Genomic DNA, 15,214 nt, shown 5'->3' with positions numbered 1-15,214 from the left:
TTCCGAGCCAGATATGCTAAAAATTTGTGTATCATTAACAAAAGAGGCCGGAGAACAATGTCTCCGGCCTCTTTAATATAACGTTTATTAATCGCTATTGGGCCGGTACGAAGCCCATTTGTTCTACAACAGCCATTCCTTCTTCAGAGAGAAGACTGTCTACAAAAGCTTTTTCATTAGCGCTCATGGCACCTTTCTTTATTATAAGAAGAGGTCGAGCTATAGTGTAGGAGCCGTTGAGAATGTTTTCAACAGTGGGTTCAACACCATCTACTTTAAGGGGAATGATTTTCCCTTTATTCATATTGACCATTCCGAAGGAAGCATATCCAATAGCGTTTTTATTCTCCATAACTTTTGTTACAAGTGCTCCCATGGAAGGTGCCTGTATGGCATTGGGAGTTACGTCTACTTTTCCCATGACAGTTTTCTGGAACACCTCATGAGCGCCACCGCCAATATCTCGAATTACAATAACGATTTCATCTTTAGGAAGGCTGGAATCCAAATCATTCCAATATTTATACTCGCCACTGAATATCTTGACTAACTCTTCTTTAGTGAGGTTGGGCTTGATCTCATGTACCTTGTTATCAGGATGGACCGAAATTGTAAGAGCATCTGTCCCAAGATGGAACTCGTGATAATCTCCCACAGATTTTTTCTCTTTTTCCGATACTGCTCGAGCTGTCATGCCCAAATTGCTGGTGCCATCAAGAATCGCCTTTACTCCTTCTCCAGAACCGCCGCCTGATACGAAAATTTCAATTTTTGTATTTGGTAAGGAGGAATCCACTTTATCCCAAGTTTCATATTTCTCTATAAATTGCTTGGATATTTGAGAAACAACAGGGGCCAGCGTAGAGGATCCTTTAAAAAAAAGTTGCCCATCCGCAGCATGAGCGCGTACTTTCCCAAGGGAAAAAAGCCCTAAAACCGCAAGATACAAACATAAAAAGCGGATCTTTTTGTTCAACTATAACTACCTCCTATATTATATATTCCTTATTTGCAACAAGATTATAGCCCGCAAAAAAGTCTCTGTCCATTACAATAGACTTGATTCAAAATAATTTTCATCAGAGAAGAGAAGAGGAGGGGAGCTTCGTGGATTTTTGTATTGCGGGTCTTGGTGGTGTTGGTGGATATTTTGGGGGGCGGTTGGCTTCAGCCTATGGAAAGTCGCAACAACATAGAGTTTCTTTCCTTTGCCGTGGAGAGCATATGACGCAAATTAAAAAAGAAGGATTGATTGTTAAGACCCTCTCTGATACGTTCCGTGCAATTCCCCATATGGTTTCTTCGTCTCCTGTGGACATTGGCCCTGTGGATGTAATCTTTTTTGCGGTGAAGGGGTATGATCTCTTCAATATGGCCGAAACAGTTCATTCTCTTTGTCATGACCGCACATTGCTTATTCCTGTGGGAAATGGCATCGATAATCCGCATCTCTTGGAGAAAGCGAGTTTAAAAGGGGTCTTCTTCAACGGATGCGTATATATTTCTGCGTATATATCGGCGCCTGGAGAGGTACGTCAGGTAGGGGGCAGTTGTAAAATGGTGGCAGGCCCTCTCGATGGAAGGGTTGAACGATATGGAGAGCTTGAAAGTGTAATGAAAGAGGCAGGTATCTCTTTTGAACTGACGCCTCATGTGGAAGAAGCGGTATGGACAAAATTTATTTTTATGAGCCCTATGGCGGCCATAACTACGTTGGTTGAAAAAACATTCGGGGAGGTATTGTCCGATCCCTACTTAAAGCAGACACTCCGCGAACTTATGGAGGAGCTTCATAAATTAGCCCAGAAGAAAAATATTTCTCTCCCTGAAGATATTGTAGATCGCTCTCTTGCCCAAGCCCGGTCTTTCCCTTCGGGGACGCGATCCTCTATGGAGCTGGACTATTCCAGGGGACGTCGAGTTGAGCTCGAAACATTTGTAGGGGCTGTCGTTCATTTGGCATCTTCGCTTCAAGTTCCAGTTCCCGTGTATGATCAAATATATCGACGTCTTCATAACAAAATTTTAACTTCAGGGAAAGAGAGAAGGTAGGGGCTGCTGTCTATAAAAAAATAGAAAGAGTGCATGTAAATAAAGCAGTCAAGTTCCATTTCTCCTACCATTTGACGCAAGGTGATATGTTTAAAGAAGCTTGTTTTTGTAAAGGGCATTCAGTTTCGTGAAGATATACCTATACGTCAAGCGATAGGGAGGGGAGAGCTTGACCCTTTGTCGCTCGTCCCCTTTAGCTTTCTTGGCTCCATCCAGGGATGTAAAGTTTTTTTTCGAGGATCGATAGAAGCCAACTGGCAAGAGTTACCATAAAGAGATAGATGATGCCTACGACGGAAAAGACAAGGGTGTACCTAAAAGAACGCCCTGCTATTATTTTCCCGGCGCCAGTGAGCTCTATGCACGTGAGCATATATGCCAGAGACGAATATTTGATCAGGTAGATCATTTCATTAGAGCACCCTGGAATAGCTCGTCGTAACGCTTGAGGAAGAATAATATTCCAGACAGCTTGGGCTCGTGTCATGCCTAAAGCTTGCGCGGCTATGAGCTGGCCGCCTTTTACAGATTGTATAGCCCCTCGAATATACTCTGAATTATAGGCGCCGTTACAGAGGACAAATCCCAGAACTGAAGCTGCGAAAGGGCTGAGAGAAATCCCCATGGACGGTAGACCGAAATAGAGCATAAAAAGTAAAATTAAAAGGGGAGTTCCCTTGAAGAAAATGACGTAAAGCTTACAGAAAAAAGAAATGGACTTGTTCCCGTACACTCTTCCAACCGCTATAAGTGTCCCTGTTACCAAGCCAAAGGGAATCGACCATATAATAAGCTTGATCGATACAATGAGTCCTTCCAACAAAGCCGGAAGTACATCTTTTTGAATGAAGAGCAGATCATCCATTGACTTTCCCCAACTCTCCGTAAAGATCTGTTAATTTTCTTAAAAATTGGCGAGTCCTTTCATATTGAGGGGCGTTTAATAGTTTTTCCGGACTCCCGCTTTCCAAAATTGTCCCCTCCTCCATAAACATGATTTCATTGGCTACAGAGCAGGCAAATCCCATCTCGTGTGTAACTACAAGCATGGTCATCCCTCCTCTGGCGAGATCTTTCATGACTTCCAGCACTTCCCCTATGAGTTCAGGATCCAAGGCAGATGTAGGCTCATCAAAAAGCATGACGTCAGGATCCATAGCTAAGGCCCTGGCGATAGAAACTCGCTGAGCCTGACCTCCAGAAAGCTGGGAAGGGTAGTGTTGAGCGAAAGAGTCCATTCCTACACGAGAGAGTTCTTCCATGGCTTTATCCCGAGCAGCGTCTTTTTTCATTCCCTTCACCTTGATAAGAGCGATCTCCACATTACGAAGCGCTGTAAGGTGATCGAAGAGGTAAAAATTCTGAAAAACCATTCCCATCTTCTGCCGAAAAAAATTAATATTTTTTTTAGAGTGAGTTACCTCTTCTCCATGAAGCCAAATTTGCCCTTTATCCGGGATGGTCAGTTGGTTGATACAACGAAGCAGCGTACTTTTTCCTGTACCAGAAGGGCCTATGAAGACTTTTGTCTCTCCTTTCCTGACAGAAAAGGAAACTCCCTTCAGTACCTCTACGTTCCCATAGGATTTATGAATATTCTCTACTCGTAAGATAACGTCTTCTTGTTGCGTTAATGTCGTCATGGTTACCGTTCTCCATTTCCAAAACCAGGAATACGAAACTTACCTTCTGCATAGTGAAGGAGTCGCATTCCTCCGTAATTCAACAAAATAAAGATAATGGCGCATGTGAGAAAAATAGGCATGGGCTGATATGTTCTGGAGACAACCAGATTAGCCCGGGTCAATATTTCCAGTACGCCAATGGCATATGTAACCGAGGAATCGGTGAGAAGGATGGGGTATTCGTTAGACCATCCAGGAAGAGCCAGTCGTATGGCCTGGGGTAAAATAATAGATTTAATAGCCTGTCCTTTGCTCATGCCTAAAGAGCGCGCCGCCAACATTTGTCCTTCTCCAAGGGATAAGATACTCCCCCTAAAAATCTGGGATTGATAGGCTGCACTTCGAAGCCCCAGAACTACTACTGCCGTTGTGAAGGCTGAGGCATCAATTCCAATGGAAGGGAAAATGCCGAAAAAGAAGAGAAAGAGAAGAACAAGGTTCGGAAGGCCTCGGAAAATCCACACATAGAATTTTACTATTTTTTGTGTAAGAGGAGAGCCATATACTTGTCCTACAGCCAGAGGCAATCCCATACAAAGCCCTAGCCCTAGTGAAAGAGCCACAATTCTTAGAGTTACAAGAGCTCCTTGAAGTAGATATGGTAACGATATGAAAATAACCTCCAGACTTCCCATGTTCTTACGCACTCCCTCTGTTTATATTTCTAAACCAAAAGAGGGGAATGAAGGAAAATCATCCCCCTTCAAGTCAGATTTGAATTTAAAGATGTCTAGAACATCTTGTATTTTGCTTTGAGTTCATTCCATTTTGGAGAGCTCATGAGGCGATCAAGACCGGTATTGATTAATTCTTTGAGGTCCGAATCCTCTTTACGAATTGCTACGGCGTACTCTTCTCCCGTAGAGATTGTTCCAATAACTTTGAGAGGTTTCCCCTCTACTGCCTTAGCAACAATAACATCGTCCATCATGGCTGCATTGATCCGGCCGTTTTCCAGGTCTTTTGCAGCTAGAGGAAAGTTATCGTAGAGTTTAAGATTTTCTTTTGGGAGAATTCCTGGCTTTACAAGGTAATCTTCCAACCACAAAGCTGCTGTGCAACCTCGTTGAGTTCCTATAGTTTTTTTACCGTCGAAAAGATTTCCCATATTGATTTCCGATTCGGCTTTTACACAGACAGCCTGATTAATGATCCAGTATACCTTGCTGAAATCAACTACTTTTCTCCGCTCAGGAGAGGCTGTCATACCCGAATAGACCATGTCTATTTTCTTTGCGAGCAGGGCAGGAATAATGCCATCCCATGCCATAGGCTGTACCTTTACTTCAAAACCCATCTCTTGAGCGATCCACTCGATAGATTCCACGTCAAATCCTGTGGGTTTACCATCTTGGCCAATAAAAGAGTAGGGATAATAATCCCCATCAATTCCTACGATGTACGTCTTCTTTTCCGCTGCCATTACTCCGCTGGCTGTCAGAACAAGAAGAAGACAGCCCATGATTATTACTAACTTTTTTTTCATACCTCATGCCCCCTCATAATTTTTTATTTTTCAAGATGATAATTTATCATGCTAAAGTGCCAGTCGATCAAAGATTATAGAGAAAGACCTTTAAACTGTCAATGCGTTAAAAAATCGATTGATTAAAAATATGGCAGAAAGAGAGTTTCTTTGTGGGTATGCCAGAGACCCTTTTCCATGTAAAATAATTTTTGAAGGGCGTGAAGAAGAGAAAAGGGGGAGAGAAAAATGATTTTCCTGAAAGGCCTTTTTATTATCTCTATAGCCGTACTTGCCATTTTAGGGATAGTTTTACCCAGCTCTGCCTCTTCCCGTGCTACTGCTACATTTGCCCTCGGGTGATTCTGGGGGTCAGATGCCCGGTTCGGGATCATTCGAGGGGTTCTTAGTACACGTGTTGGATATGCAGGGGGAGATACAGAGGACCCCACGTATCATAATCTGGGGAACCATATAGAAAGCATTCAAATAGATTATGATTCTCAAGTAATTTCTTTTAAAAAGTTACTTTCCATTTTCGCGGAGAGTCACGACTCTACTCGTGTTTCTTTTGCACGACAATATATGTCGGCAATTTTTTATAGCGATGAAAAGCAAAGAGAAGAAGCTTTTGCTTGGAAGGAAGCGATGAACCGTCAAGGAAATCGCCCGGTTGTGACAAAAATTATGCCTCTTAAGGTTTTCTATCTTGCGGAAGCCTATCATCAAAAATATTGGCTTCGGCTTCATCGCGAACTTTTGCGGGAGTATCAAGTTCAATACCCACAGTACGAAGATTTCTTGAATTCTACGTCCGTAGCTCGTGTGAATGGATATCTTGGCGGAGAAGGGACTCTTTCTATGCTAGAAAAAGATGTGCCTGGTCTCGGGCTATCGGATGAGGGGCAGCGGCGTTTAAAAAACGTTGTGCAAAATCGAGATTAGACAGAAAACGACATGTGTATAAAGGAACCTGACCTGACGATCAGTCATAATTGATTTTAACTTGAAATGCATTTATTACGTTGATCGGCCTCATGAGGTCTTTAAAACCCGCCATTTTACAGAAAACTAGAAATGGAGAAACGTTATAATAATATGAAAAGGGTATTCCACAGGCAAGCGGGCTCGGCTATTGAGGGAGGTTGAGAAAAGTGAGACCGGTTCATCTTGTTTATGTTTCTGCTGGTGGTGGGCATCGAGCGGCGGCGAGAGCCGTGCAAGAAGAACTCGATGCTCGGAAAATTCCAAATGTGATGATGGATCTGCTCGATTTTTCGAGTGATCTCTTTAAATGGTCCTATAGCGATGTCTATGCTTTCGTGAGCGAACATGCCCATATCGCTTGTAAAGTGATGTACGAATTGACGGATCAAGATAGGGAAGAAAGCGCTGTCTTAAGACTGCTGGAAAAGATTAATATGGAGAATGTGAAAAAGTTTATGAGGTATCTTACTGAAAACCAGCCAGATGTTTGTGTGGGAACCCATTTTTTCCCTCTCTCTGTCTTGTCTCACATGAAGGAACAGGGGCTCTACAGAGGGAAAATATACGGTATTGTTACCGATTATGGTCTTCATAGAATGTGGATCAGCCAATTTGTAGATTCTTACTTTGTAGGAGGAGCTTCTGTGAAGGAAGATCTCCTACAGGCAGGGATTCCTGAACATAAAATTATTATGTCTGGAATTCCAGTGATGAAAAGATACGGAGAGCTTTACCATCGAGACCGCCAGTTCTATAAAAGCAACGAATTTTCGATTCTTTTTGTAGCAAGTAGTGTTCCTAACTCCCTTGTCCTTGATATCCTTGAAGGAGTTATAGAATCGGGTATGTCTCTTTCCCTTTCAGTCGTGGCCGGGCGGAACGAAGACCTTATAGAACAACTGGAACGAATAACGATTCCTTCCAGGGTCAAATTTCAACTCCTTGGTTTTGTAGAGAATCTTTACGACTATATGGCTGAAGCAGATGTAATGATTACTAAGCCTGGTGGGCTTACAGTAAGCGAAGCTTTTTGTGCAGGAGCGCCTCTTCTTATGATTAATCCCATTCCAAAGCAGGAAATTAATAATGCCAAATACATAGAATCCCACAATGCAGGCATCTGGGCTCGTTCTGCATCAGAAGCTATTCACCACCTCCGGGATCTCTATAGTTCGCCTGAAAAATTGCAAATTATACGGGCAAACGCGAGAAAGCTCGCTTTCCCTCATGCGGCAAAAGCAGTGGCAGATGCGGTGCTTTCAGCTTTAAATATCTGACAAATTCTTGTAAAGCTATTTGCGCTTTTATTTCCACTGTGCTACGATTTTGTTATTTCGTGCTATTATAAAATCGTAAGGGAGGTTATGCTGATGAAGCGCAGATTGGCAACTGTTTTTGTCATTGTTTTTTGTGCGTTTGCGGTTTTATTTTTTGCAGGGGAAAGTTTTGCGCAGTCTACACATACAATAAGGGTTTCTGATTCTATTGGAAGAGAAATACAGATTTCTGTTCCCGCCGAACGAGTTATATGTTCAGGATCAGGATGTTTACGACTTCTAGTATACCTTCAGGGGCAAAATAGAGTCGTTGCTGTAGAAGATAACGAAAAGAAAGGGAATTTCGGTCCTCGCCCCTATGCCTTAGCCAACCCATGGTTGAAAGATTTGCCGTTGATGGGAGAGTTTCGAGGGAACGCAAATCCGGAGTTGATTTTAGGGGTGCAGCCTCTTCCACAGGTGATTTTTAAAACTTATCCGGAATCGGGAATTCCAGTTCATGTTCTTGAAGAAAAAACAGGTATCCCTGTCATAGGGTTAGGATATGGGAACCTGGCACATGGTAGAGAAATGCTCTATAGTTCCCTTCGACTCATGGGGAAGGTTATTGGGCATGAAGAGCGAGGAGAATCTGTTATTTCTTTTTTCGAAGAACATATTGCCGATCTACAGAAAAGGACGCAAGGTATAGCTCCGCAAGAACGTAAAACTTGTTATGTAGGTGGCATTGCTTCTCGTGGCCCCCATGGTTTCAGTTCTACCGAATTGGCCTATCCTCCTTTCGTGTTCACAGGTGCTGTGCATGTAGCGGCTCCTAAAAATGGGCAGGAGGAGAAGAATACCCACGCAGATGTGTCGAAAGAAAAGTTGTTGGAGTGGGATCCTGATGTCATTTTTGTCGATCTTTCCACGTTGAATGCTGATGATCGAACGAATGCCTTTTCCCAACTGAAAAATGACCCCATCTACCAGGAACTTTCTGCTGTTAAAAATGGGGAGATTTATGGGGTGTTGCCTTACAATTGGTATACTCAAAATTTCGGATCTATTCTGGCAGATGCTTACTTCGTAGGGAAAATACTCTATCCTGACCGCTTTCTTGATGTGGATCCTGCCCAAAAAGCCGATGAAATTTACCAGTTCCTTGTAGGTAAGAACGTTTTCCAGGAAATGAACGATCAATTTCAAGATTTAGCTTTCACGAAAATATCCTTGAAATAGGGTCGTGTACCTATGCACTTGGAAGAAGGAACTCTTTCTCCTCTCTATAAGGAATATCAGGCGCGAAAGATTCTTTGGCTTTTTTCAGGGGGAGTCTTGCTCTGTGGCGTAATTGTACTCTCCATTTCCGTGGGAGCTGTACGTATTCCCCCTCTAGACGTGCTTTTTACCCTTTTAGGTCGAGGGGATACGAAGCGCTGGGCCATTATTATCTGGAATGTCCGTTTACCTCAAACACTTGTTGCGGTTGTTGCCGGCGCCGGTCTTTCTGTTGCTGGAGCTGTAATGCAATCTATTTTGCGAAATCCTCTAGGGTCCCCCTTTACTCTTGGCATTTCGAATGCAGCAGCTTTTGGGGCTGCGCTGTCGGTTATGGTGTTAGGGGCGGGACGCATGTTGAGCAGCCAATCTGATGCAGTTTCTATTTTATCTCCTTTTGCCGCTACAGGAGCGGCTTTTTTCTCTAGTCTTATGGCTACAGGTGTTATCCTTCTCTTGTCTAGAACTCGCGGCGCAACTCCTGAGTCTATGGCTTTATCAGGAGTTGCACTGGCCTCTCTTTTTACGGCTGGTACCATGCTTTTACAGTATTTTGCCGACGATACTCAACTTGCAGCCATGGTTTTCTGGACCTTTGGAGATGTGGCGCGGGCTGGGTGGCGAGAATTAACGATTATAACTGCTTTTGTTTTCATATCTCTTCTCTACTTTTTTGCTCATCGCTGGGATTACAATGCTATTGATGCGGGGGAAGAAACAGCGATGGGGTTAGGAGTCAAAGTGCGGCAGGTGCGATTGTTCGGGATGGTTTTTGCCTCTCTTATCTCGTCGGTTATCGTTGCTTTCGTAGGGGTTATAGGTTTTGTAGGTCTTGTCTGTCCGCATATAGTTCGTCGAGTTATAGGCGATGACTATAGATTTCTTATTCCCGGATCTGCACTATTAGGCTCTCTGTTGCTCCTGGGGGCCGATATGGCAGCTCGTCTTGTGTTGGTTCCCAGAGTATTGCCTGTTTCCGTCCTCACTTCTTTTCTGGGAGCGCCTCTCTTTATCTGGCTTATTACCAGGAGGGGGCGATCTTGATTCTTTCAGCGAATTCCATCTCTTTTTGGTATGGGAACCGTTCAATATTGAAAGATATTTCCCTTCATGTGAAAAAACAGGAAATCGTGATGATTCTTGGCCCTAACGGTTCAGGAAAAACGACGTTGCTTCGTTGTCTCAATGGCATAAATCGACCTCAAAAGGGGACAGTTCTTTTGGGGGATAGGAATATGCGGCATATGTCGGGGCGAGAAATTGCCAAAAACGTGGGATATGTGCCGCAAAGTTGTGAACAAGTACGCCTTACGGCCTTTGATGCCATTCTCCTTGGTCGCCGCCCCTATGTAGGATGGCGTCTATCCGGTAAGGATATAAAAAAAGTAGATGCTATTATTCATACCCTTGGATTGGAAACATTAGCTCTCCGCTACCTTGATGAAATGAGTGGAGGAGAGTTACAGAAAGTAACCATTGCCAGGGCTCTTGTGCAGGAACCAAAACTACTGCTTCTCGATGAACCCATTAGCAGTCTTGATGTAAAAAATCAAATCGACATTATGGAAACATTAAGACATATTGTCTTAGGACATGGGATTTCCGCAGTCATGTCTCTTCACGATCTTACCATGGCTCTTCGCTATGGAGATCGTTTTGTTTTCATGAAAGAAGGAGAGGTTCACCACATTCTTCGAAGGGCGGAAGTCTCTCCTTCCGTCATTGCCGAGATTTATGATATTGCTGTAACGATCGATCATGTGCAGGGCTATCCGGTTATTATTCCTGCATGGTAATTCTTAAGGACGGGGTATGAATTTTTCGAAGCAGGGGAGGCAGTAAAACTCCCCTTTAAAAAACCTGGATTTTGTCTCCATAACCCCTTCGCCACATTGGCAGCATTTCACACTTCCTGTCATGGGGGCAGGAGGGGGAACTGTCTCTCTTGTCTCTTCTACGATAAAAAACTCTTCTATAGGGGCATTTAAAACAGAGTGACATCGATCAAACCGAAGTTTTGCAAAAGTTTCTCGCTCCTTCTCAGTGATAGTCCCTGAATTCATTTTCTCTTGTAACTCTCTATAATAAATATCTCCTGACGCTTTCCCGTTATTTTTGAGCACAACGCGTATAGATTTACCATCTTTCCTTCGGTAAAAGGAAAAAGCCATTTTCCCATAGGGACGGATAATGAGGTTCCCCTTTCCCAATGTGCATCCTGTCAGAAATTGAATAGCATCGACACCACACATATCTGTTTCGCAGATTGCCACTATTTCCTCATCAGAACTGTGTCCTATTTCAGCCAAAGCAATCTGTGCCACACGAATACCAAGAGCCAATCCAGGGCACCAATGCCCGTGAAAATGTATTACGTCTTCAATAATTTCGGAGCTGAGAGGCTGTATTTTCATGGGAGACCTCCTTTTTGTGTTACGAATTATAATTATAATAGCACGATATTCTCCTTAAGAAAACAAGGGATCCTTTTTTGAGGGGTGTTCTTCGAATAGTTCTTTTGCTCTGTAGGGAGAAATATATATCCGTGTACATCAGTGGCAGTACAGGGACGCATACGCGAGATTGAACCTTTACAAATAATGTTTTTTGAGTAAAAATGTTAGCGTTAAAGAAGTTCCCAAAATAACGCACAAGGAGATTGTGATGCGATGCTTACCAACATTCTTACTGCTTTTGCTGTAGTTGTGAACGGAATTCCACAAGGATTGTTAGCTCTTAGTTTCGGTTTTGCTGCTTTCCCCACTGCTATTGCTTTTCTTATCGGTATTATAGGATCCCTTACATTTCATTCTGTTGCTACAATTTCTTTCCAGGCAGAGACTATCACTCTCGCAGGAACTATGGGAAGAAATGTCCAGGAACGATTAAGCCTTGTTTTTTGGGGGGCTGCTTTTCTTCTTATTCCATCTCTTTTAGGGTTGAACGAGGCAATAGTTACATTTATTGGGCCTACGGTAGTGCTTTCTATGATGGCTGGTGTAGGAATTATGCTTGCTTACGTAGCTATAGAACTCTTTAATTCAGAGAGATGGTCAGGAACTGCATCTATGGTTTCAGGTCTTGCCGTCTGGTTTATAACAAAGGATCTGGCGTGGACGATTATTATTTCAGTGCTGGTTTCTACCGCTGTCTATAACTATTTGAAGGCTGGGAAAAAAGTTTCGCTTGAGGAAACGAAGATAGACCTTTCTCGTGAACGTTTTGTTTTTGGCGATATTGAATGGTGTTTTTGGAGAAAACCACGCATTTTTGTAGGTGCGCTGGCTCTTGCCTGTCTCAACATTGGAGCCAATATTAGTTTCGGGAAAATAACAGGAAGCATAGCTGGGGCAAATACAAATATTGACCATCTTGCTATCTATTCAAGTCTTGCCGATATGGGATCATCTCTTTTTGGCGGAGGTCCTGTGGAATCTATTATTTCCGGAACGGCTACTGCGCCGAATCCCCTTCTGTCATCGGTACTCATGATGGGATTTATGGCGGTGATCCTTCTTTTTAAGCTTCTCCCCACTATAGGACGATATGTTCATCGTTCTTCCATCGCAGGGTTCCTTTTTATTCTTGGAACTTTTGTAACTTTTGCCACTAATATCCATGGTGCTGTTACGTCGGTGCCAGACGTTGCTGGTCCTTTTGGTTTTAGTCCATGGGGCATGGTTATTGCTGCCACGACCTTGGTCTCTGCCCGTTGGAATCCTTTTTTTGGGCTTCTGGCCGGCCTTACTATTAAATTCTTTTTCGGAGTGTGATGATTCTTATGGAAAATACCTATGAGCTTCATATTTCAGGTTTAACTCGGCACTTGAAAAAAGTAAAAATTAGCGATGATCTTGTGATTGCTTCTTTTGTCATGTTGGGCGATACAGAGCTTATAGAGCGGACGGCGGAAGACCTCTATCGCAAACTGCCAAATGATATCGATTACCTTGTATGTCCTGAAGCCAAGGGAATTCCTTTAACTCACGCCATTGCCAGACGTTTAGGTATTAATTACGTAATTGTCAGGAAGTCGGTAAAGGGGTATATGAAGAACCCGGTTATTGAAAAGGTGCAGTCCATTACTACCAGAGAGCCTCAAATTATTGTTCTCGATGGTCTAGATGCTGAAAAATTAACGAACAAGCGAGTTTGTATTGTAGACGATGTGGTCTCTACAGGAGGATCATTGAAAGCTCTGGAGAGATTGCTGTCACATGTTCAGTGTACTGTTGTCGCTAAAGTGGCCGTCCTTCTTGAAGAAGGGGGCTATGATAAAGAAGATTTGATTTACCTCGGGAATTTGCCTGTTTTCAAGGAATAGACTTTTTCCCTCCCCCCCCAGAGAGTACAATAAGGGCGTCTTTTTTATGTATGGAAGGAGAGGGAGAAATGACATCGCCAGATGATCTGAAACGATATAAAAGGAATCTTATCGAAGAGCTAGAGGCTGCAGAACTTTATGAAATAATGGCTGCTCATGAAAAGAATAAAGCACTTATAGAAATCTATAAGCGCTTGGCTGAAACGGAAAGGAACCACGCTTCCAAATGGATAACTAGAATAGAAGAGGCGGGAGGCGTGGTTCCGGTTTTTAAAAGGAGCTGGCGCTTACGCACGTATACCTTCCTCTCTAAGATATTTGGGACATCATTTATCCTTCCCGCTGTTGCGGCTATAGAAAGCAGGGCGGGATCTTCTTATTCTGAGCAAAACGATTCTCTTGCCCAATCTATGGCTGTTCAGGAACGATCTCACTCACGAATTTTCAGGGTACTGTCTCGGGAAGGCAAGGGGCTTGAAGGAGGAGCTGTTGCTCGTCTTGAAGGGCGCCATCCGGCTACGGGTGGGAATGCTCTTCGTGCGGCAGTTCTTGGGGCTAACGATGGGCTTGTCTCGAATTTAAGCCTCGTTATGGGTGTTGCTGGAGCGGAGATGAGCGCCCATTCTATACTCATTACCGGGTTGGCTGGGCTTTTGGCGGGGGCTATCTCTATGGCTTTGGGAGAGTGGCTTTCTGTTCAGAGTTCAAGGGAACTTTATGAACATCAAATCAGTATTGAAAAAGAGGAACTGGAAGAAAGCCCGGAAGAGGAAATGGAGGAGCTCGCTCTTATTTATCAGGCTAAGGGGATTGCTCCTGAAAAAGCCCATCAGATGGCATATCACATGATTTCTGATCCAAACACTGCTCTTGATACCCTTGCGCGAGAAGAGCTTGGAATTGATCCTGAAGAACTTGGCGGTTCAGCGTGGGAAGCGGCAATAACTTCTTTTCTCCTTTTCTCTTTAGGCGCTGTTTTTCCTGTTTTCCCCTTCTTTTTTATAGAGGGGCTTCCAGCAGTTGCCACAAGTGCTTTATTAAGTACAGTTGGCCTTTTTCTTGTTGGGGCCGGCATTACTCTCGTTACTGGAAAAAGTCTTCTTTTTTCTGGCTTGAGACAAATTTTTTTTGGTCTTTCAGCTGCAGGAGTAACCTATGTAATTGGTCGTCTTATTGGCGTTGGCCTGGGAGGGTAGCAAAAGGGGGGAGACGTTAATGGCACCTAAATTAAAAGATATTTTGGAACGAGAGCCGGGAACGATACCTAGAGGAAATGAAATAAAGGAATTCGGCTGGGAGGTAGGAATTTCCATGCTCTCAAATCCCTTCGTTCTTGTGGAATTTGTCGTGTTCTTTCTTTTTATATGGATCGTAGTGACAGGCATAGCCCTTATTGTCATAGTAAGTGCCAGTCATTCCTTCAATTTTTTGGTTTTGGCGTACGCATTACAAGCAGGCGGTATTGCAGCGGCCCTCTTTGCAGGCGTGTTTTTATGTATAGCCCTGCTTTTTTTCGGGAATCGTTTCTATGGGAAATATTATCTTGATAATGATGGGATCCTTTACACTACAGTTCGTGGACAGGCGTTTTCTAAAGTGCCACTCTTCACTGTTCGCCCCTTCCCTGTAGGTCGTATCGACATGAATAAAAAAGCGGAGAAGAGAGTCTATTGGCAAAATGTGGAAACTATAGAGCCTTTTGAGAAATGGCGGGTTATAGGGTTAAAGAAAAAAAACAAGACGATTCTTCGCCTCTATTGTCCTGATAAGGGAATTTATGACCAGGCATTAGTCTGGTGTCAGGAAATTTTAAAGAGCAAGAAGCAGAAAGAGACGTAAGCCACTCCCTGCTTCTTATAATCTTGAAGCCTCTACGAGACTTGTATTTCTATTTTTTTCAACCGCAGTTTCCACTGGAAAGCTTTTCAAAGATAGGAATATAAATAGCCAAGAGCTCATTAATGTCTTTCGAACAGCATATCCCAGAAGGGTTTAATGTAGCGCATTGGTTCCCTGTGCAGGCTCCAGTCATGCTTTGAATATCTTGTAGTGTTTTAGCTCCATTTGTTATTGCACGAAGAATCTGTTGCTTATTCACGTTTTTACAGTAACAGACAGTTGTTTCTTGATGTGCTTCTTTCCAATTCATGTGTAACCTCCTCTT

General features: G+C 43.3%; 16 protein-coding genes and 1 pseudogene. 10 read left to right on the top strand and 7 right to left on the bottom strand.

The genetic code is table 11. The annotated features are described in order from the left end of the window. Nucleotides 1-94: 94 nt before the first annotated feature. Nucleotides 95-976, bottom strand: a complete 882-nt coding sequence (locus tag B4J50_RS05030) for a phosphate ABC transporter substrate-binding protein (protein WP_286847778.1) — start codon at nucleotides 974-976, stop codon at nucleotides 95-97. Nucleotides 977-1,107: 131 nt separating this feature from the next. Between B4J50_RS05030 and B4J50_RS05025 the strand changes: the two genes are divergently transcribed. Then, the gene (locus B4J50_RS05025) at nucleotides 1,108-2,052 is read left to right on the top strand and encodes a ketopantoate reductase family protein (RefSeq protein ID WP_286847780.1); all 945 of its coding nucleotides are present in this window, start codon (nucleotides 1,108-1,110) and stop codon (nucleotides 2,050-2,052) included. Nucleotides 2,053-2,245: 193 nt separating this feature from the next. Here the strand turns inward: B4J50_RS05025 and B4J50_RS05020 are convergent, their stop codons facing one another. From B4J50_RS05020 to B4J50_RS05005, 4 genes are all read right to left on the bottom strand, one after another. Next, nucleotides 2,246-2,917, bottom strand: a complete 672-nt coding sequence (locus B4J50_RS05020; protein WP_286847781.1) for an amino acid ABC transporter permease — start codon at nucleotides 2,915-2,917, stop codon at nucleotides 2,246-2,248. Then, on the bottom strand, nucleotides 2,910-3,695 hold the full coding sequence (locus tag B4J50_RS05015) for an amino acid ABC transporter ATP-binding protein (protein ID WP_024821210.1): 786 nt from the start codon (nucleotides 3,693-3,695) through the stop codon (nucleotides 2,910-2,912). The genes B4J50_RS05020 and B4J50_RS05015 overlap by 8 nt, the downstream gene beginning before the upstream one ends. Nucleotides 3,696-3,697: 2 nt before the next feature. After that, complete coding sequence (locus B4J50_RS05010; protein ID WP_024821209.1) at nucleotides 3,698-4,372, bottom strand: amino acid ABC transporter permease; 675 nt, start codon at nucleotides 4,370-4,372, stop codon at nucleotides 3,698-3,700. Between the two features lie 95 nt (nucleotides 4,373-4,467). Then, complete coding sequence (locus tag B4J50_RS05005) at nucleotides 4,468-5,223, bottom strand: ABC transporter substrate-binding protein (RefSeq protein ID WP_286847782.1); 756 nt, start codon at nucleotides 5,221-5,223, stop codon at nucleotides 4,468-4,470. Nucleotides 5,224-5,577: 354 nt separating this feature from the next. On the opposite strand from B4J50_RS05005, the pseudogene B4J50_RS05000 reads away from it, so the two are divergent. The 5 genes and pseudogenes from B4J50_RS05000 to B4J50_RS04980 form a co-directional block, all read left to right on the top strand. Next, nucleotides 5,578-6,147, top strand: a pseudogene (locus B4J50_RS05000) (peptide-methionine (S)-S-oxide reductase MsrA); the annotation flags it as partial. 209 nt (nucleotides 6,148-6,356) lie between these two features. Further along, on the top strand, nucleotides 6,357-7,466 hold the full coding sequence (locus tag B4J50_RS04995) for an MGDG synthase family glycosyltransferase (protein WP_024821207.1): 1,110 nt from the start codon (nucleotides 6,357-6,359) through the stop codon (nucleotides 7,464-7,466). A gap of 93 nt (nucleotides 7,467-7,559) precedes the next feature. Beyond that, nucleotides 7,560-8,687, top strand: a complete 1,128-nt coding sequence (locus B4J50_RS04990; RefSeq protein ID WP_286847787.1) for an iron ABC transporter substrate-binding protein — start codon at nucleotides 7,560-7,562, stop codon at nucleotides 8,685-8,687. Nucleotides 8,688-8,699: 12 nt separating this feature from the next. Beyond that, nucleotides 8,700-9,770, top strand: coding sequence for a FecCD family ABC transporter permease (locus tag B4J50_RS04985; protein WP_286847788.1), 1,071 nt, complete (start codon nucleotides 8,700-8,702; stop codon nucleotides 9,768-9,770). After that, complete coding sequence (locus B4J50_RS04980; protein WP_286847790.1) at nucleotides 9,767-10,522, top strand: ABC transporter ATP-binding protein; 756 nt, start codon at nucleotides 9,767-9,769, stop codon at nucleotides 10,520-10,522. The genes B4J50_RS04985 and B4J50_RS04980 overlap by 4 nt, the downstream gene beginning before the upstream one ends. Before the next feature lie 3 nt (nucleotides 10,523-10,525). Here the strand turns inward: B4J50_RS04980 and B4J50_RS04975 are convergent, their stop codons facing one another. Next, nucleotides 10,526-11,140 (bottom strand): FmdE family protein, encoded by a 615-nt coding sequence (locus B4J50_RS04975; protein WP_286847791.1) that lies wholly within the window; start codon nucleotides 11,138-11,140, stop codon nucleotides 10,526-10,528. Between the two features lie 255 nt (nucleotides 11,141-11,395). On the opposite strand from B4J50_RS04975, the gene B4J50_RS04970 reads away from it, so the two are divergent. The 4 genes from B4J50_RS04970 to B4J50_RS04955 all read left to right on the top strand — a co-directional run bounded on the left by B4J50_RS04970 (nucleotide 11,396) and on the right by B4J50_RS04955 (nucleotide 14,889). Next, entirely contained in the window at nucleotides 11,396-12,499 is a 1,104-nt protein-coding gene (locus tag B4J50_RS04970) for a guanine permease (protein ID WP_024821202.1), read from the top strand. A gap of 8 nt (nucleotides 12,500-12,507) precedes the next feature. Continuing rightward, the gene (locus B4J50_RS04965) at nucleotides 12,508-13,050 is read left to right on the top strand and encodes a phosphoribosyltransferase family protein (RefSeq protein ID WP_024821201.1); all 543 of its coding nucleotides are present in this window, start codon (nucleotides 12,508-12,510) and stop codon (nucleotides 13,048-13,050) included. 68 nt (nucleotides 13,051-13,118) lie between these two features. Next, nucleotides 13,119-14,246 carry a VIT1/CCC1 transporter family protein gene (locus B4J50_RS04960; RefSeq protein ID WP_024821200.1) on the top strand — a complete coding sequence of 376 codons (1,128 nt, stop codon included), beginning with the start codon at nucleotides 13,119-13,121 and terminating at the stop codon, nucleotides 14,244-14,246. 19 nt (nucleotides 14,247-14,265) lie between these two features. Next, the gene (locus B4J50_RS04955) at nucleotides 14,266-14,889 is read left to right on the top strand and encodes a hypothetical protein (RefSeq protein ID WP_286847795.1); all 624 of its coding nucleotides are present in this window, start codon (nucleotides 14,266-14,268) and stop codon (nucleotides 14,887-14,889) included. 58 nt (nucleotides 14,890-14,947) lie between these two features. Here B4J50_RS04955 and B4J50_RS04950 read toward each other — a convergent pair whose 3' ends face one another. Then, the gene (locus B4J50_RS04950) at nucleotides 14,948-15,199 is read right to left on the bottom strand and encodes a (2Fe-2S)-binding protein (protein WP_024821198.1); all 252 of its coding nucleotides are present in this window, start codon (nucleotides 15,197-15,199) and stop codon (nucleotides 14,948-14,950) included. Nucleotides 15,200-15,214: the final 15 nt, after the last annotated feature.

The organism is Aminobacterium sp. UBA4908 (assembly GCF_002398115.1).
In the GTDB taxonomy this organism is placed as follows: domain Bacteria; phylum Synergistota; class Synergistia; order Synergistales; family Aminobacteriaceae; genus Aminobacterium; species Aminobacterium mobile.
This window is presented reverse-complemented; position numbering and strand designations above follow the sequence as displayed.